Origin of the sequence: Agrococcus phoenicis, from assembly GCF_047302415.1 — a bacterium.
Classification (GTDB): domain Bacteria; phylum Actinomycetota; class Actinomycetes; order Actinomycetales; family Microbacteriaceae; genus Agrococcus.
Genome location: NZ_CP154854.1, coordinates 1,388,143 through 1,404,380, shown reverse-complemented (window position 1 = coordinate 1,404,380; position 16,238 = coordinate 1,388,143). Strand labels below are relative to the sequence as shown.

The window sequence follows — 16,238 nt, the reverse complement described above, 5'->3', positions numbered from 1 at the left end:
CTCCCGATCCAGCCCCGCGTGGAACAGACGGCCAGTCCGTCCGACCTACTGCGAGACCTGCTTGCGCAACGGATCCAGGACGACCCGGAGTTCTGGTCATTCAACGCGCTACGGAGCCGGTCAGGCAACCACGCGCTCTTCCAGTATCCGGCGATGATGGTCCCAGAGCTTCAAGGCGCACTGCTAGACGACCTGCTGGCGATCGAACCAGATACTTCGCTCGTGTACGACCCCTTTTCGGGGTCAGGGACAGTCATGCTGGAGAGCTTGTATCGAGGGCTCGACTTCCACGGAAGCGACATCAACCCACTTGCTATCTTGCTCTGCCAGGTCAAGGCCACGCCGCCGACTTTGGGCGCCGCACAGCTCGCAATACGCCGGACGATCAGCGAGGCATTAACGACGTATAGCGACGCTCAGGCTCCCGATTTTCCAGGCGTCGACAAGTGGTTCAAACCAGAAATCAAAGCTGGGCTCGCCAGCCTTCGGGAAGCAATAAAGCACCGCAGCAATCTAGTCACCCGGCGCTTCATGTGGATCTGCTTCGCCGAAACCATCCGCTTAGTCTCAAACTCGCGCATCTCAACCTTCAAGCTTCACACCTACACCCAAGATGAGATCGACCGACGTGAGACCGACGCGATCAAGGTGTTCCGCGCGGTCGCAGGGCGCAACGCCGTGCGTCTGAAGCTGCACTGGACGAAAATGTCGGCCGTTGGCGACGATCATCTTCCGACGGCGACGCTGCTGCCCGGTTCAGTTACCGATCGCTGGGTAGCACCCCGGAAGGCGGACGTGCTCATGACCTCGCCTCCATACGGAGACAACAAGACAACAGTCCCGTACGGACAGCACAGTTATCTTCCGCTTCGGTGGATCGATACACGCGATATCCCCGGCGGTTTTGACCCAGCTCTTCTGAACTCAACCTCTCGGATCGACTCACTTAGTTTGGGTGGTTCACTCAAGCACGCTGATGATGCCCGGGATGAGCTGGCAAGCGTCTCGAAGTCCTTAAAGCAATTCATCCTGGAGATCGACAGTGCCCCGCCCCTGCGACGCAAGGTCTTGTCGTTTACTCGTGACTACCGTGATGCGCTCAGCGCCGTCAGCGCACGACTCAAGGACGGTGCCTTTTGCTTCTTCACTCTTGGAGAGCGACGTGTAGGCAAACAAACCTTCCCACTCGTGGACATCACACGGGAGCTTCTGGAAGCTGAGAATCACGAGATAGTCACCATCATCGAGCGCACGCTGCCTGGATCGCGCAAGCGCATGGCCGCGAAGAACAGCGAAGGTGCGACCATGGCGCGCGAGTGGATTCTGGTCACACGCACATGGCGGAAGAGTGACCATGGCTGACTCCGTAGACGAAACGATTGCCGACACGCTGCGGCTGGAGGTTCACCCTTCCGTCGTCTTCAAACTGGGTGCCGACCTGATCACCGACGACATGCAAGCTCTCAGCGAGTTGGTCAAGAACTCATACGATGCCGACGGAACCAGAGTCCGAGTCGTCATCGATACGAACGTCCTTACCGACGCGGTAACCGGTGAAGTCATCTCGGAAGACTCTCGCGAGCAATCGGACGAGACGCCCCGCGCGACACTTCGTGGCTCGATCACGATTGAGGATGACGGCACCGGCATGGACCTTGAAGCAATTCGTCGCGGGTGGCTGACCGTGTCGCTTAGCCACAAGCAGGACATGAAGGCGCGCGGCGAGACTACGGCCAAGAAGCGGACTCCTCTCGGAGACAAAGGGCTAGGTCGTCTCGGCGCCCAACGGCTTGGGGACGTGCTCACACTCACCACTCGCACGCGGGACCTAGCAGAAGAATCCCCGCCGTTGAAGGTGTCGATGATCTGGAGCAGATTCGCCGCTGCCGATAGCCTCAACGCCGTTCCGATTGAGGTACACCGGCTGCCGCCCGGATCGTTGAAGCCGGGGACGACGCTGGAGATCCGCGGCCTGCGCGACCCAGAATTCTGGAAACAGAACGAAACCAACGACCTCCAACGCGAGCTGGCAGCGATGATCTCGCCGTATGAGGGAGTCGCCGGATTCCGGATGACTCTCGCAATCGACGATAAATCGATCAACCTCCGCGAGACTGCACAGAGCATCCTGGCTGCCGCGCCGATCTCCTACAGCTTCAATTTTGACGGCAGAGAATTGTGCATAGAAGGCCGATTCACCGCGGAGGTTCTCCGTCCACCGCAAGGTCGGGCCGACATCGCCACCTTTGACGAGTTGATCGGTTTCGACAACGGCTACGCTTTCACCGAGTGGCTGCTGAACGAGAAGGCAAAGAACGGAAAGGCTCTCGGCGTCCAGCTAGGCGACGACAAGCACTTCCTCACGAGTACCTTCAGCCAGAGGCTAGAGGAACTGAGCAAGGTGGAGATGGTCGGTGACGTTCCGGTGAATCCCGGCGCATTCCACGGCGAGGTGAGCGGAATCCCACTGACCAGGGACACCACCAGCGTCTTTGACAAGGCATCCGACTACCGCGAGTTCGTCAAGGCACTCGTCGGGATCAAGGTCTACCGCGACGGTTTCGGCGTTCGGGTCGATGACGACTGGCTGGGCCTCGGCGCCAAGTGGACATCCGGTGCCTCCTACTACAGCCTCCGCCCCGGCAACGTCACGGGCTACGTCAGCATCAGCGCGAAGGAAAATGCTGCTCTCGAAGAGACAACTAACAGGGAAGCATTCAGGGACACTCCTGCGTACCGGAACTTCTACAGACTCTTGACTGCCTGGGCAGACTACACAGGACGGGTCCAGGAGTATCTGCGGAGAAGCTACAACGAGTACCGCGCAGAACGACTCGGGCAAGCGGCGAACATCGAGCCGCGCGCGACGCCCGAGGACCTCATCCGCAATGCAACCAGTCAGATCGACGAAACCAGCCGTCTCGCACGTCAAACGGCGAACGCCAGTTCTTCGATTCAGCAGATTCAGAAGGCGACCGAGGAACTCGAACGACAGAAGGAAGTGAGCGAGTCCATGGTCTTCCAGGACCCGGCACTGACGAAAGCCTTGCATCAAACGATCTCCCGGGTTCGTCTCGCTGCTTCTGAGGCCGAAAACCTCATCCGTAACCTTGACAGCCTCCTGAACGAGCAAGAGTCGCTGAAGCAAGGCGTTGAACTCCTCGCCCAACAGCTCGATCTGGCGCAGGAGCAGATTAGTGATGCATGGGAATCAGTAGCCCTCGGCCTCAGCGCGGAAACGCTCGCGCACGAGGTGCAGCACGTCAGTGACGGGCTTCGAGCTCGAAGCGCGCAGATCACGACATATCTCAATAGCATCAACCACAAGGATCAGCGTGTGTGGACATTTGTTGAGCACGTGAGATCGTCCTCCGGAGCGCTGAGTAAACAAGTCTCGCGTCTCACGCCATCGCTGCGATACATGCGCGAGCGCCGGGATGACATAGCAATCTCGGATGAGATCGAGACTCTTCGCAGGTACTACCTCGAACGGTGGGGTGCGAACCGATTGCGGATGGAAACCAACGTCGTCAACGACTTCTCCATTCGTGCCAACTCGGGAAAGCTCACGCAGGTCCTCGATAACTTGGTTCTAAACAGCGAGTACTGGCTTCTCCAGGGTCTAGCAACGAAAACGATCGACGAGGGCGTCATCACGGTGACTGTTGATGAGCCCCACATCACTGTCGAGGACAACGGCATGGGGTTCGATGAGTCGATCGAGGAGCTTGCATTCGAGCCATTTATCACCATGAAACCCGCGCAACAGGGACGCGGACTGGGCCTGTTCGTCGTTCGACAACTCCTCGACTCGATGGACGCATCAATCGCCTTGGCGCCGGATCGAAACGCACAGGGAAGGCGCAGCCGCCTTCGATTGAGCTTCGCACGAGCCCTATCGTCGACAAGAGATGCCTGAGAACTGACATGACAGACGAAGAACTGAGCGAACAGTCCGACGGGCCTGAGGATGTTGCGCAGACGAAGAGACTGACTCGACAGCTGTTGGACGCTCTTGGTATTACCCGGGTGATCAACGTGGATGACGACCATGCCCAAGGTCAGATTCAAAGCAAGGAGTCGGTCATCGGTGCGCTACGTGCAGGCACCCTAGACACAGTCCTAGTCGCACGGTTCATTCTCCCGGACGAGAAGGACGGGTCCGCCGATGCTCTCGACTTGGACGAGGCCATCACGCTAGTAGAAGAGCGCTGGGAAGAACTCGGCGACGACAACCGAGTCGAACTGAGTTTCGCTGCGTCGCGCGCGGCAGGCGAAGGACCTCTTGAAGGGCAACCGGAGGCGGTCGTCAGCAACAACGCTGCCCTGCTTGCGCTGCCTGATCTGCTCGGCGATGACATTGAACTAGTCAGAATGGGGCTCGTGGAATGGCGAGCCACTGGACAGCAGCTCCTCGTCGATGTGAGGCCGACTCTCCTCCTGTTCGATCGCAGTTTCGAGAATGAGGGACAGTCCGCGACCGCCGGAGACGACCTGGTGCGGGGAGTCCTAGGGCGAGACGATCGCGACCACGTTTACGTAGGTTTGCTCACCCACACGGCTTCCGACGAAGGGCGCGAAGACGAGATCGCACGCGAGATCAGCGCGGGCGTCACGCCGCCCCGGCCGGTCATTGTCGTGGCGAAACGGCGCCTCCAGACGGACTCGTTTCCCGAAGCCCTGAGGGTCCTGCTGTTCTCGAGAGAACTTGAAGAGTTCAGAGCGCACGCGATACGGAGTCTCGAGATTGCGGGCGCTCAAGGTATCAACTTCATGCGTGACGTGACCAGGTACGCCTTGCTCGCATCGTTCGAAGCAGCCAGGTCGGAAGGGGTTTTCGAAACCGACCTAGCTATGCGAATGCCGGCTGCTGTGTCTCGCAAGCATCTAGCCAAAGAGTTGAGAGATGGCGCCTTTATTGAAGGTGCCCTAGAACAGCTACGCAACGCGGCGGGTATTGAACTGTATTTCGAAGCGGCCGAGAAGCCGTCCGAGATTTCCAAGATCGAGTGGGATGAACGGTTTGATGACGCAACCACTCTCTCCGGCCTGGCACTTCCACTGGAGATAGGTGACATATTCCGCGTACACGACTTGCTTGAGAACGGAAGGTCACGAGGTGCCGACAGGTACTACATTCTTCTCGCGCAGGCCTGTGACCTCAGCGTCCGGGCAGACGGCAAACGCGGCAACGAAGTCAACTCCCTGGTTCTGACCGAGATTCGTCGAGCGGTCAAAGTCCCAGGCACGGACACGTATAGAGACCTCAAAGACAACCAGGCAGACGTAGGAATTCTTATTCCTAGCGAAAAGGAACTGTGGCGAATCCAGTTCGCTCGACAGATTCATGTGCCGACACTGGCGCTGGATGCCTGCATCACCAGCGGCTCCGGGAAGTCGATCATCAAGACAGACGCATCAGCCTCGAAGTCTCTCCCCAGCTCGTGGCTCCGTCGATTCGAGCGAATGAAGTCCGAGTGCGCAGAACTGCTCAAGGAATATGAGACCTTGGAGCAGGGCACCTCGGTCGTCGAGGGAAAAGAGGCGGAGGGTCGAGCAGTCACCAGGCATCTGGTAGCCGCGCTGTTGAGTACGAAGCCCAAGCACAAACTCGGTCTGACAGCCAAGATTGAACCGGCCAAAGACACGATCGAGTTTGGCTTAGAGCGATACGCGCGAATCGCAGATAACGCCGCTCGGGGACTCTTGGCGCTACTCGCGAACCATCATGCACGGCCAGCGTTCGATGCTCCCTTGTTTATTGAAGCCGAAGAAGAGGTGTAGTTGCGGGCCTGAGACGTAAGTTGTCGACCACGAACGTCCGGATAGCACGTCCTCGCGCAGCATGGTCGGCCGGCGTCACGACTTCGGATTGATCATCGGAACAACGAGAGCGGAATGAGGACGCGCGATATGTTGAACAGCGACGGACAGGCCGGGTCCTTGACAACGTTTCCTCGGTGGCAGTTGGTTGCCGACCGCCTCAATACGCTAGTAGCCGGGCCCTCAGCCGAGCAGTTGGTCGTGGCGAAGAGCCTCTGAGTGCCGCTTCTCGGTTCGTTACCGGCGCCAGTCGCGGCGGTGGTGATACGTCACTATCTGAGCGCCGAGCTGAGAATCGGGTTCCGAGCGGTTGACAATGTCCCCGAAGTACTCGGGGACATCGAGGACGAATTAGGCGTCACGCGTACCGAGTCCCTCATTACGGGTACGCACGAGGAGGTGACGGCATGGTTTGAGTCGCGCTACATCCTGAAGACGATTCGTGGCTTGCGTGCCCTGCGACCCCAAGTCGGCGATGTCGTTTCGAGTGATGGTTGGAAGGCCGGTGAACGCAGGGTCATTTCCTCCATCCAGGACAGTGGCCGTATCTTCATGAAGCTAAAGCCAGTTCGGAGCGCATGGCCGAACAATCTCAAAACGGTCGAGCGCGTCGGATCTCCGGGGTATGCGGCTGCGGTGAAGAGCGTCGGTGAGTCTGTGCTGAACGCGACCGTCTCAGCCTCCGCGAACCTAGATAGTTTCGCTCCTCTGGCGAAGTACGAACTCAAGAGTCACGTACCGGCACCGGAGGCGATTCGAGCGCTCGAAGAGTTGCTCGAATCAGGGGAGAAACGCGAAGAGCCGCTGCAGAAGGTGCTGACCCAGTATCCCGAACTGCTGGCATCAACCGTCGTCGGAGGCTGGAAGACCTTCGTGATTCCGAAGCCGCGACTTGGCTCCGAGTATGTGCCCGACTTCCTCGTCCTAGGTATCAATAGTGTCGGGCCTCAATGGGTGACGATCGAGATCGAAGGCGCGCGGCACAAGATTCTGACGGACAAGGGCAAGCTCGCACAACAGACGCGACACGCAATAGAGCAGGTTGAGGACTGGCGGGAGTGGCTCACTCGCAATGTCAGCTATGCGCAGATGGAGCAGGGCTATCACGGGCTTACTACGCGCGCTCCGGGACTTGTGCTTATCGGCCGCGACGATCCTGCAGCCGAGCGGCAGGCGTCTCGGGCACGGTCTGAGGAGGCCGCCAGAATCGCGGTGCACTCGTGGGATTGGCTGCTCCGAGGTGCGCGGAACTTGAGTGGACACGCTCTGTACAAGACCAAGTTCGCAGTGGACAATCTGAACGAGCAGGTTGGCAAACAGGTCGTTTCTCTTCCGGTGTCATCTGCATCCACGTTTGATGAGCTTTTCGCTGAAGACGAGGACGAGGAGTTTAATCGACTGCCATGGTGAAGCGGGCGGCAGAGCCATCGACCGCCCCGGGGAGCGCCGGGACGCGCTTTGGCCCCCGCGGTGGAGTGGACCAATTAGGTGACCAACGGCCTGAAAACCATGAAAAGCGTGACGTGTGAAGCTCTCTCTGTTAAGGCAGAACCCTTGGCTGTGCGGCCTTGGAGGACTACTGATGGCACCTGGGGGTCAAGTGGTCGCAGGTTCAAATCCTGGCAGCCCGGCCAGCATTGGATTGCGAGAACCACTGGACTCGCTGAGGCCGGTGGTGGTCGAAGAAGAAGAGCCTTTCGCAGCATTGCGGGAGGCTCTTCTTCTTGCCCCTCGCTCGAGGTCTGCGTCGGGGCGGGTCGGTGGCCGGCCCTCAGGTGAGCATCGCGGGCGAGCTTGCCTCCGCCATCGCGAGCCGCGCCGCCGTGCCGATGACGGCCGAGTACGTCGGGTACGCGAAGCGCACCTCGGCGAGCGTCTGCACGTGCACGCCCGCGGCCATCGCCGTCGTGACGGCCTGGATGACCTCGACCGCGTTCTCGCCTGCCGCGTGCGCCCCGAGCACGGTCGTGTGGCGGCGGTCGACGACGAGCTTGAGGAACCCCGAGCCCCGGTCGTCGATGACGGCGCGGTCGAGCTGCTCGTACGGCGCCGTCACGACCACGCACTGCGGGTCGCGCTCACGGGCCTCATCCTCGGTGAAGCCGACGCCCGCGTAGTCCGGGTCGGTGAAGCCGCCAGCCGGCAGTAGCGTGTGCGGGGCGCGCACGCTCGCACCGAGCACCGAGTTCTCCGCGGCGGCCTCGCCCTCGAACTGCGCTGCCTGCACGAGCATGTCTCGGCCGTTCGCGTCGCCGACGGCGAAGATGTGCGGCACCGCGGTGCGCAGATAGCGGTCGGCGGGGATCGCGCCGCGCTGGATCTCGAGGCCCGCGTGCTCGAGCCCGAGGTCGTGCACATCGGCCGGCCAGCCGGTGGCCATGATGACCGCGTCGACCTCGACGCTGCGCTCGATGGGCTCGGCGCCCTCGTCGGCGCCGTCCTCGCGCTCCGTCCACACCAGGTCGATCGCGCCGGATGCCGAGCGCTCGAGCCGGGAGACGCCCGCGATGCCCGTGCGCACATCCACGCCGTGGCCGCGGAACGACGCGGTCACGTGGGCGGCGACGTCGGCATCGGACGGCATGAGGATGCGCGGTGCGACGTCGAGCAGGGTGACGGATGCGCCGAACGCGTCCAGCACCGTGACGAGCTGCGCGCCGGTGTTGCCGCCGCCGATGACGGCGACGCGATCCGGGAGCGCGGCCAGGCCCAGCACCTCATCAGGCACGATCGCGAGCTCGGCGCCGGGGATCGGCAGCCGCCGCGCATGCCCGCCGACGCACACCAGGATCGAATCGCCAACGATCCGCCTGCCGCTGTCGAGCTGCAGCGTCTGCTGATCCACGAAGCGGGCGCGGCCCTCCTGGATCAGCTCGACTCCGGCGGCGGCGAAGCGCTCGGCCTCGCGCTTCACGGCGCGTATCTCGTCGACGCGCGAGTGCACGCGATCCACCACGCGGCGCCAGTCGACCCGCACTTCGCCGGTCTCGATGCCGTAGTCGCCGGCGGCCCGCGCCTCGCGCACGAGCCGCGCCGCCTTCGCGAGCACGCGGGTGGGCACGCAGCCGGTGTTGACGCACGTGCCGCCCGTGCGCGCCGCCTCCACGACGGCGACCGACGCGCCGAGCTCGGCGGCACGGAGCGCCGCCGCAGTGCCTGCGGGGCCAGCGCCGATGACGACGACGTCGTAGCGGGCGGGGGAGTCGGTCATGGGTGCTCCAGGGGCCGGATGCTGTGGCTGCTCCCAGTATGGGAGATCGCGGCCGGAGAGCGCGGAGATTCTCGACCGCCCGGTTCGGCAGTGACGTGTCGGGAGTGGCTCAGGTGCGCAGGTAGGAGGCGCCGTTGAAGTCGAGGACGCCGCCGGACGACCAGGCGGCCGCGGGCGAGCTGAGGAACAGGACGGCCTCGGCGACCTCCTCCGGCGTGCCGACGCGCCCGAACGGGCTCTGCCCGCGGAGGCCCGCACCATCGGCGCCCTCGAGCTTGGCGGTCTGGCGCTCGGTGCTGATGAAGCCCGGCGCGATCGACGTCACGACGATGCCGTGCGGTGCGAGCGCCACCGCCATCGACTGGCCGAAGGCGTGGAGCCCGGCCTTCGCGGCGCCGTAGGCGGGGAACTCCGGCTCGCCGCGGAACGCGCCGCGGGATCCGACGTTGACGATGAACCCCGGCGCCTCGCGGTCGATCAGGCGACGGGCCACGAGGTACGTCATGTGCGCGGCGCCGAGGAGGTCGACGTCCACGATCTGCCGCCAGGCCGCCTGCCACTCGTCGAAGTCGACCTCGTCGACGACATGGCGATTGGCGTCGTTCGGGGCGACGGCCGCGTTGTTGACCAGGATGTCCACGCCGCCCAGCGCGTCGTCAGCGGTCTGGACGATCTCGGCGGCCACCTGCGGCTCGCTGAGATCCCCGGCGACGAGGATGTGGCCCGTGCCCACCATCGAGCGGAGCGTCTCCTCCGCCGCGGCTCGGTCGGCGCCGTAGTGCACCGCGACGCGGTCGCCGCGCTCGGCGAGCGCGCGGGCGATGGCGCGGCCGATCCCGCGCGAGGCTCCCGTGACCAGTGCAGTGGGCATGACCGCGGCTCAGATGAGCGCGAGCTCGCGCAGCTTGGCCTCGACCTCTGCGTTCGACGGCTCCACCTGGTGGGCGCCATCGGGGTAGACGACGACGGGGATGTTCATGCGGCCCGCGATGCGCTGCGCCTCGGCGGCCGCCGCATCGTCGTGCTCGACGTCGATGTACTCGTACTCGACGGGCAGGCCGTCGAGCTGCTGCTTCGTCCGCCGGCAGTCGCGGCACCAGTCGGCACCGTAGACCCGGATCGTCTGCTCGCTCATCGCTCCACCCTACGCGCGGCAGCGGTGCGGCTCTCGGGCGTCCGTCCGTCGTTGAGTGGCGCTGGATGGCGCGATCGCGCGACTCGGGTTCAGGAAGTCCGAGGCCCTCGCACCTCCGACGACCACGCCGGGTAGGAGTTGCGGGCATCGGGAACGTCGCCGTCCCAGCCGAGCAGCCGCACGAGGTCGACGCCCTGGTCGAGCGACGAGGGAACGACAGCGAAGAGCGAATACCTTCGGCCGCCAGCATGCTCATATGCCCACGAGATCGCGGTGTCGACTTCGCACTCCACCAGCTGCCACTCGTCGGAGGAGCCGTCGTCCGACCAGAAGTGGACGCGGTACTCGGGCGCGTCGTGCAGGCCGGAGGCGTCGCGGGGGTCGATCGGAAAGGAACGCACGCTGCCACGCTAGCCGCGTCAGTCGCTGCCGACCCGCTCCGCGTACACGACGCGGTTCTCGTCGTAGGTGGCGCTCGCGGGATCGAAGACGCCGCCGCAGGTGATGAGCCGCAGCTCGTCCGCTGCGGTCGCGCCGAAGACGTCGCCGGTCGGGAAGTCGGCCTTCACGTAGTCGGCGACGTCGGTGACGACGTAGCGGAACACCGTGCCCGCCGCATCCGTCACCTCGACGGCATCGCCCTCGCCCAGCTCGTGCAGCCGGTGGAAGACGCCCGGCCCCGTGGTCGAGTCGACGTGCGCGGCGATCACCGTCGGTCCGTGGCCGCCCGGTCGCCCGCCGCCGGTGAACCAGCCGACCTCGTCGTAGTACACCGGCACCTCCATGTCGCCCTCGTCGGTGATGCCGAGGTCGATGAGCGGTGCTGCGAGACCGATGGATGCGATGGTCACGTCGGTGGGCGGGAGGGGCGTCGCCGCGTCGTCCTCGGGCAGCCGCGCAGCCGACGGCGCGGGCGCGGGTGCTGCGGGCTGCTGCGTCGCCTCGGCCGAAGTCGAGGGGGTCGCGGCGGGCTCGGTGTCCGCTGTCGGCGCCGCGCATCCGGTGACCGCGACCAGCACGAGGAGCGTCGCGGCGCACGCAGGCCGCAGCGCCCGACCGATGAGGGTCGAGCGCTGCGGCGCCTGCGAGGCTGTGGGCATCAGTCCGAGCGGATCGGGCCGAGCCGATCAGGCCTCGGCGCGCTGGCGGCGGTGCGCGACGACGCCGACGCCTGCGAGCAGGGCGAGGATGCCGGCGCCCGCGACGGACATGCCGGTCGCGTCGAAGCCGGTGGCCGTGCCACCGGCACCCGTGTCGACGCCGCCGAGCGGCACCTCGGTGAGCTGTCCGCGCACGACACCGGCGGCGAAGTCGACGGTGTGCGAGTCACCCGTGAACGCGGCCGGGTCGGCCTCGATCTGCGCGAGCGTGAAGCCCTCGCCGGTGTCCATGCCGTTGTCGGCCTCGACGCCGGTCGTGAACGGGCCCTCCATGCAGCCGGAGCTGGTGCGCGGGCCCTCGCCGATCGGCTCGGGGTTGGGGAAGGCGATGCGGGGCGGCCCAGGCTCGCCCTTGGCGGCCTCGTGGATGTGCGTCGCGGTGTTGGCCGGGCTCTCGTAGTCGCCCGAGACGCCTTCGAGCGTGATGTCGTAGCAGATGACGTCCAGCTCGGAGTTGATGCGGAACATGAACGTGCCGGTCGCGCCCTCCTGGCCGGGGGCCACTTCGCCGTCGGCGTTGATGACCTGGTCGGGCGTCGCCATCACCGTGAAGGCGCTCGTGAACTCGGCCGGCTCCTCGACCTGGGAGGCCGCGTGCGCGGGTGTGGCGATGGCGATGAGCCCGACGGCAGCGGCAGCGCCGAGCGTCAGGTTGCGGGTGGATGTCTTCTGCAGCATGGTGTTGACCTCTCGACGCGCGGATGCCGGGTGCATCCCCTGTGAGGAGATACGCCGGTGGAGTGCCGGGCGTTCATCGCGGCACGCGAGTTGCCGTCGATGGCCTGATATCTGCCGAGCGTGAACGTCGGCGATCGCGCAGACGTACTCCCTGATGACCCGCCTCTCCAGCGACGTCGATCGCCTAGCCTGAGGGGAGCGTGCCATCGTGACCGCACATGCGCCGCAGCCCGGAGGAAGCCTGATGGAGCATCCGCTCGACGAGCCCGTCGCCTTCGACGCCGGGCGCGCGTTCGACGACCACGGCGCGGCGCTGCTCGGATTCGCGGTGAACGCGCTGCGCGATCATCCGCTCGCCGAGGACTGCGTGCAGGAGACCTTCCTGCGCGCCTGGCGGGCGCAGGAGCGCTACGACCCTGCCCGCGCGTCCGAGCGCACCTGGCTGTTCGCGATCGCCCGCAACGTGATCGCGGATGCGCTGCGGTCGAGGGCGCGCACGCCCAGCTTCGGCGACGAGGCGCTGCTCGACGAGCGACCGGCGAGCCCGGTCGACCCGCTCGAGCGGCTGCGGATCGCCGAGGCGCTCGCGATCCTCAGCGCGCCGCATCGCGAGGTCATCGTCGCCGTGCACCTGCGCGGCCACTCCTACCAGGAGCTCGCGGACGCGACGGGCACCCCCGTCGCCACGCTCAGGACGCGCGCGTTCCACGCCCTGCGGGCGCTGCGCGGCCACCTCGAAGGATCGGAAGAAGCCCATGCCCACAGCTGACGACCGGCGCTCCGAGCTCATCGCCGCCGCGGTCTCCGACGCGCTGAGCGAGGCGGAGCGCGCCGAGCTCGACGCCCTCCGCGCCGGCGATCCCACGATCGATGCCGAGGTCGAGGGCCTGCGATCGATGCTGCAGGCGGTCACCCGGTCGACGCCCGACTGGGAGGAGCCGGAGCCGACCGCGACGCTCCGCGATCGCGTGCTGCGCGCGACCGGCAGCGAGCCGGAGGGCGTTGCAGCGACCGAAGCGCCTCGCGCATCCCTCGAACCCGATGCTCCCGCCGCGGCCGGTGCGCCCGAGGCGGCCGGTGCACCCGCCGCGGTCCCCGCCTCGGCGCAGCTCGGGGTGCGCGCCCCGCGCAGCGCGAAGCGAGGCAGGCGCGGCCGTGCGTGGGTGCCGCTCCTGGCTGCCGCCTGCCTCGCCGTCGGTATCGGGGTCGGCGCGGTGCTGCCGCCGCTGCTCGCTCCGACGCCCTCGGGTCCGCCCGGCACGCTCGGCGCGATCGAGGCGGTGGAGGTCCGCGACGACCTGCAGGACGGCGTGGTCGAGGCGGAGATCGTGGCGCACACGTGGGGCACCGAGGCGATCCTCGATGCCGAGGGGCTCGACGTCGGCGCCACCTACGACGTCGTGCTGATCGGCACGGACGGCACGGAGTTCTCTGCCGGCGCGATGCTCGGCTCGGAGGTGCGCATCCACTGCCGCGTCAACGCCGCGGTGCTGCGCGAGGATGTCGTGCGGCTCGAGATCCGCGGGGAGGACGCGGGCGTGGTCGCCGTCGCCGACCTGCCGAACGTCTGACGCAGGCGCCTCACCTCCCATCCCGCGCTCGGCGGCGCTGGCTAGGCTCGCAGCCATGCCCCTCTCGCTCCGCGCTGCGCTCGCGCGCGCCAACGACCCCTCGAGCGTCGCGCACGGCGCCGTCTCCACCGCCGCGATCGCCGGTCTCACCCTCATCGAGCCGCGAGCGCTCGGCGTGGGCAGCCGGCTCGCCTACCGCGCGGCCGCGGCCGGCGTCACGGCGTGGACGACGTGGGTGTCGCTGCAGGACGACGGCTCGCAGGTGCCGCTCGCGACGCGCGCCGGGCTCACGGTGGGGGCTGCGGGCGCGGCCCTCGGGATGGCCGAGGCGGGGGAGGCGATCGACGCGCGGGTGCACGACGGGCTGCGCCGCGCCGGCGTGGGCCGACCTCGCGCGCTGCTCGCCGCCGGCGCGGGCGCTGCCGCGCTCGGCAGCTGGTGGCTCGCTCGCCGCGCCATGGCCCAGGCGGCGGCGACGCGGGACGAGGTGGTCGACGACGAGGCGACCGAGACGCTCGTCGAGGTTCCGGCCGAGGTGCGAGCGCTGGCCGAGCGCCTGCTCGGCGCGAGCGACGGCTTCGGCGCCGGCGAGCTGCGCGCGCAGCTCGCCGAGGCGCGAGCCACGCTCTGGGAGGGGCCGGAGGCTGGCGGGTTCTGGCCGGGCATCGGCTTCGCGGTGCCCGCGGCCGCGCCGCTGGCCGTGCCGGGCGACGCGAGCTTCCCGGTCATCGGCCGCTACCGCCCGCTGGACGGCCGCTCGTTCGACGTCTCGATCGGCGTGCAGGAGGGGCGGCTCGCGATGCTCTCGATCGCGGAGGGGCGCGACTGGAGCGAGGAGGAGCACGCGGCATGGCTGGAGGCCGACCGCGGCGTGCACGAGCTGACAGGGTGGCCGAGCCCCGACGAGCTCGAGCTGCTGATCGAGACGCCCGAGGGCCTGCGACCGGTCTGACCGCCCGGCCGGCCGTGCAGCGGTCGGGCACAGCCTCATCCGCCACACTGAGGCCATGGCACGCCCAGCTCCGGAGCAGAAGCCGTGCGCGCACTGCGGCAGGCCCTTCGCAGATCGCAAGCGCTGGGCGAGCCGTGACCAGTGGGAGGCCGTGCGCTACTGCTCCCGTCGCTGCCGTGCTGCCGCTGCACGATCGCGGAGGCGCGCGTGAAGGCGGCGCTCATCCTCGGCACGCAGCTGCTCGAGCGGCATCCCGCCTTCGACGACGGTGCCATCGACGAGCTGCTGCTGGTCGAGTCGGCGGCGCTGTTCGACCGCCTGCCCTACCACCAGCACAAGATCGTGCTCGTGCTCTCGGCGATGCGGCACTTCGCCGAGCGGCAGCGCGAGCAGGGCCGCGTCGTGCGCCATCTGCGGCACACCGATGGCCACGGCTTCGCGGGCGGCGTCGCGCACCTGATCGAGCAGCACGGCATCGACGGGCTCGCCTGGATGCGCGCGGCAGACCGCGGCGTCGACCGCCGGATCGACCGCATCGCCGCTGCCGCCGGGATCCGCTCCAAGCGCTACGCCGACCGCGCGTTCCTCACGCCGGAGCCCGAGCTCGACGCGTGGTTCCGCGAGCATCCACGCGCTCGCATGGAGGACTTCTACCGCTGGCAGCGGCAGCGCACCGGCATCCTCATGGAGGGCGCGCACCCGGCAGGCGGCCGCTGGAACTACGACGCCGACAACCGCGAGCCGCTGCCGAAGGCCGGCATCCCCATCCCGCCGCTGCCCGTGCTCGAGCCCGATGCCATCACGCTCGAGGTCATCGACGAGGTGCGCGAGCGCTTCCCCGATCATCCTGGCGACGCGCGCGAGTTCTGGCTGCCCGTCACGCACGCCGACGCGCGCGCGTGGCTCGCCGCGTTCGTCGACGAGCGGCTGCGCGACTTCGGCCGCTACGAGGATGCGATGGCGGCCGACGAGCCCTTCCTGTTCCACTCCGTGCTCACCCCCGCCCTCAACACGGGGCTCCTCGCCCCGCAGGACGTGGTGGATGCGGTGCTCGGCGCGAGCGAGGACGTGCCGCTGCCGTCGCTCGAGGGGTTCCTGCGCCAGGTGATCGGTTGGCGCGAGTACATGCGCGGCATGTACCGCGCGCATCCGGAGCTCGACGGCGCGAACGCGCTGGGCCTCACGCGCGAGCTCGAGCCCTGGTGGTACACGGGGGAGGGCGTGCCCGAGGATCTGCCGGTGCCGGTGCGCACGGTGCTCGAGCGCGTGCTCCGGCACGGCTACGCGCACCACATCGAGCGGCTCATGGTGCTCGGCAACTGGTTCCTGCTCGAGGGCTACGCGCCGGCCTCCGTGCACCGCTGGTTCCTCTCGCTCTTCGTCGATGCGTACGAGTGGGTGATGGTGCCCAACGTCTTCGGCATGAGCCAGTTCGCCGACGGCGGCCTGGTCGGCACGAAGCCCTACGTCTCCGGCGGCGCCTACCTGCAGCGCATGGGCCGGTGGTGGCCGTCGCAGCAGGCGGCGAAGGAGTCGGCGTTCACGGATGGCTACTGGGACTTCCTGCAGCGGCACGAGGCGGTGCTCGAGGGCAACCCGAGGCTCGCGCGCCCGCTCGCGCAGATGCGGTCGAGGCGCGCGGCGGAGCGCTGACCCGCCGGGCCACGAGAACAGTTGTGCACAATTCGATTGTGTGCGATCATCGAAG

At 66.7% G+C, this 16,238-nt stretch carries 15 protein-coding genes; 9 read left to right on the top strand and 6 right to left on the bottom strand.

What is annotated here, in order from left to right; genetic code table 11:
* Positions 1-18 precede the first annotated feature (18 nt).
* The 4 genes from AA0Z99_RS06780 (at position 19) to AA0Z99_RS06765 (ending at position 7,233) form a co-directional block, all read left to right on the top strand.
* Entirely contained in the window at positions 19-1,362 is a 1,344-nt protein-coding gene (locus AA0Z99_RS06780) for a hypothetical protein (protein ID WP_413320692.1), read from the top strand.
* Positions 1,355-3,919, top strand: coding sequence for an ATP-binding protein (locus tag AA0Z99_RS06775; protein WP_413320690.1), 2,565 nt, complete (start codon positions 1,355-1,357; stop codon positions 3,917-3,919). The genes AA0Z99_RS06780 and AA0Z99_RS06775 overlap by 8 nt, the downstream gene beginning before the upstream one ends.
* A gap of 8 nt (positions 3,920-3,927) precedes the next feature.
* Complete coding sequence (locus tag AA0Z99_RS06770; RefSeq protein ID WP_413320688.1) at positions 3,928-5,784, top strand: hypothetical protein; 1,857 nt, start codon at positions 3,928-3,930, stop codon at positions 5,782-5,784.
* Positions 5,785-6,222: 438 nt separating this feature from the next.
* Positions 6,223-7,233 (top strand): Shedu anti-phage system protein SduA domain-containing protein, encoded by a 1,011-nt coding sequence (locus tag AA0Z99_RS06765; protein ID WP_413320686.1) that lies wholly within the window; start codon positions 6,223-6,225, stop codon positions 7,231-7,233.
* A 361-nt stretch (positions 7,234-7,594) separates the two neighbouring features.
* Here AA0Z99_RS06765 and AA0Z99_RS06760 read toward each other — a convergent pair whose 3' ends face one another.
* The 6 genes from AA0Z99_RS06760 to AA0Z99_RS06735 all read right to left on the bottom strand — a co-directional run bounded on the left by AA0Z99_RS06760 (position 7,595) and on the right by AA0Z99_RS06735 (position 12,007).
* On the bottom strand, positions 7,595-9,034 hold the full coding sequence (locus AA0Z99_RS06760) for a dihydrolipoyl dehydrogenase family protein (RefSeq protein WP_413320684.1): 1,440 nt from the start codon (positions 9,032-9,034) through the stop codon (positions 7,595-7,597).
* Positions 9,035-9,143: 109 nt separating this feature from the next.
* Entirely contained in the window at positions 9,144-9,905 is a 762-nt protein-coding gene (locus AA0Z99_RS06755; RefSeq protein ID WP_413320682.1) for an SDR family NAD(P)-dependent oxidoreductase, read from the bottom strand.
* Between the two features lie 9 nt (positions 9,906-9,914).
* On the bottom strand, positions 9,915-10,169 hold the full coding sequence (locus AA0Z99_RS06750) for a glutaredoxin domain-containing protein (protein ID WP_413320680.1): 255 nt from the start codon (positions 10,167-10,169) through the stop codon (positions 9,915-9,917).
* Positions 10,170-10,258: 89 nt separating this feature from the next.
* Complete coding sequence (locus AA0Z99_RS06745; RefSeq protein ID WP_413320678.1) at positions 10,259-10,570, bottom strand: hypothetical protein; 312 nt, start codon at positions 10,568-10,570, stop codon at positions 10,259-10,261.
* Between the two features lie 18 nt (positions 10,571-10,588).
* Positions 10,589-11,269, bottom strand: coding sequence for a class F sortase (locus tag AA0Z99_RS06740; protein WP_413320676.1), 681 nt, complete (start codon positions 11,267-11,269; stop codon positions 10,589-10,591).
* A 27-nt stretch (positions 11,270-11,296) separates the two neighbouring features.
* Positions 11,297-12,007, bottom strand: a complete 711-nt coding sequence (locus AA0Z99_RS06735; protein WP_413320674.1) for a CHRD domain-containing protein — start codon at positions 12,005-12,007, stop codon at positions 11,297-11,299.
* A 244-nt stretch (positions 12,008-12,251) separates the two neighbouring features.
* Here AA0Z99_RS06735 and AA0Z99_RS06730 point away from each other — a divergent pair, with 244 nt between their 5' ends.
* From AA0Z99_RS06730 to AA0Z99_RS06710, 5 genes are read left to right on the top strand one after another with little or no spacing between them, the layout of a single operon-like run.
* The gene (locus tag AA0Z99_RS06730; protein WP_413320672.1) at positions 12,252-12,776 is read left to right on the top strand and encodes a sigma-70 family RNA polymerase sigma factor; all 525 of its coding nucleotides are present in this window, start codon (positions 12,252-12,254) and stop codon (positions 12,774-12,776) included.
* Positions 12,763-13,578, top strand: coding sequence for a hypothetical protein (locus AA0Z99_RS06725; protein ID WP_413320670.1), 816 nt, complete (start codon positions 12,763-12,765; stop codon positions 13,576-13,578). The genes AA0Z99_RS06730 and AA0Z99_RS06725 overlap by 14 nt, the downstream gene beginning before the upstream one ends.
* A 55-nt stretch (positions 13,579-13,633) precedes the next feature.
* The gene (locus AA0Z99_RS06720) at positions 13,634-14,530 is read left to right on the top strand and encodes a hypothetical protein (protein WP_413320668.1); all 897 of its coding nucleotides are present in this window, start codon (positions 13,634-13,636) and stop codon (positions 14,528-14,530) included.
* 55 nt (positions 14,531-14,585) lie between these two features.
* Positions 14,586-14,741 (top strand): DUF2256 domain-containing protein, encoded by a 156-nt coding sequence (locus AA0Z99_RS06715; protein ID WP_413320666.1) that lies wholly within the window; start codon positions 14,586-14,588, stop codon positions 14,739-14,741.
* Complete coding sequence (locus AA0Z99_RS06710; RefSeq protein ID WP_413320664.1) at positions 14,738-16,183, top strand: cryptochrome/photolyase family protein; 1,446 nt, start codon at positions 14,738-14,740, stop codon at positions 16,181-16,183. The genes AA0Z99_RS06715 and AA0Z99_RS06710 overlap by 4 nt, the downstream gene beginning before the upstream one ends.
* Positions 16,184-16,238 lie beyond the last annotated feature (55 nt).

Excerpts from the sequence above, each read along its gene's own strand:
- AA0Z99_RS06750 (WP_413320680.1), bottom strand. The coding sequence starts at position 10,169 with ATGAGCGAGCAGACGATCCGGGTCTACGGTGCCGACTGGTGCCGCGAC.
- AA0Z99_RS06770 (WP_413320688.1), top strand. The coding sequence starts at position 3,928 with ATGACAGACGAAGAACTGAGCGAACAGTCCGACGGGCCTGAGGATGTT.
- AA0Z99_RS06740 (WP_413320676.1), bottom strand. The coding sequence starts at position 11,269 with ATGCCCACAGCCTCGCAGGCGCCGCAGCGCTCGACCCTCATCGGTCGG.
- AA0Z99_RS06760 (WP_413320684.1), bottom strand. The coding sequence starts at position 9,034 with ATGACCGACTCCCCCGCCCGCTACGACGTCGTCGTCATCGGCGCTGGC.
- AA0Z99_RS06755 (WP_413320682.1), bottom strand. The coding sequence starts at position 9,905 with ATGCCCACTGCACTGGTCACGGGAGCCTCGCGCGGGATCGGCCGCGCC.
- AA0Z99_RS06730 (WP_413320672.1), top strand. The coding sequence starts at position 12,252 with ATGGAGCATCCGCTCGACGAGCCCGTCGCCTTCGACGCCGGGCGCGCG.
- AA0Z99_RS06720 (WP_413320668.1), top strand. The coding sequence starts at position 13,634 with ATGCCCCTCTCGCTCCGCGCTGCGCTCGCGCGCGCCAACGACCCCTCG.
- AA0Z99_RS06735 (WP_413320674.1), bottom strand. The coding sequence starts at position 12,007 with ATGCTGCAGAAGACATCCACCCGCAACCTGACGCTCGGCGCTGCCGCT.
- AA0Z99_RS06715 (WP_413320666.1), top strand. The coding sequence starts at position 14,586 with ATGGCACGCCCAGCTCCGGAGCAGAAGCCGTGCGCGCACTGCGGCAGG.
- AA0Z99_RS06775 (WP_413320690.1), top strand. The coding sequence starts at position 1,355 with ATGGCTGACTCCGTAGACGAAACGATTGCCGACACGCTGCGGCTGGAG.
- AA0Z99_RS06725 (WP_413320670.1), top strand. The coding sequence starts at position 12,763 with ATGCCCACAGCTGACGACCGGCGCTCCGAGCTCATCGCCGCCGCGGTC.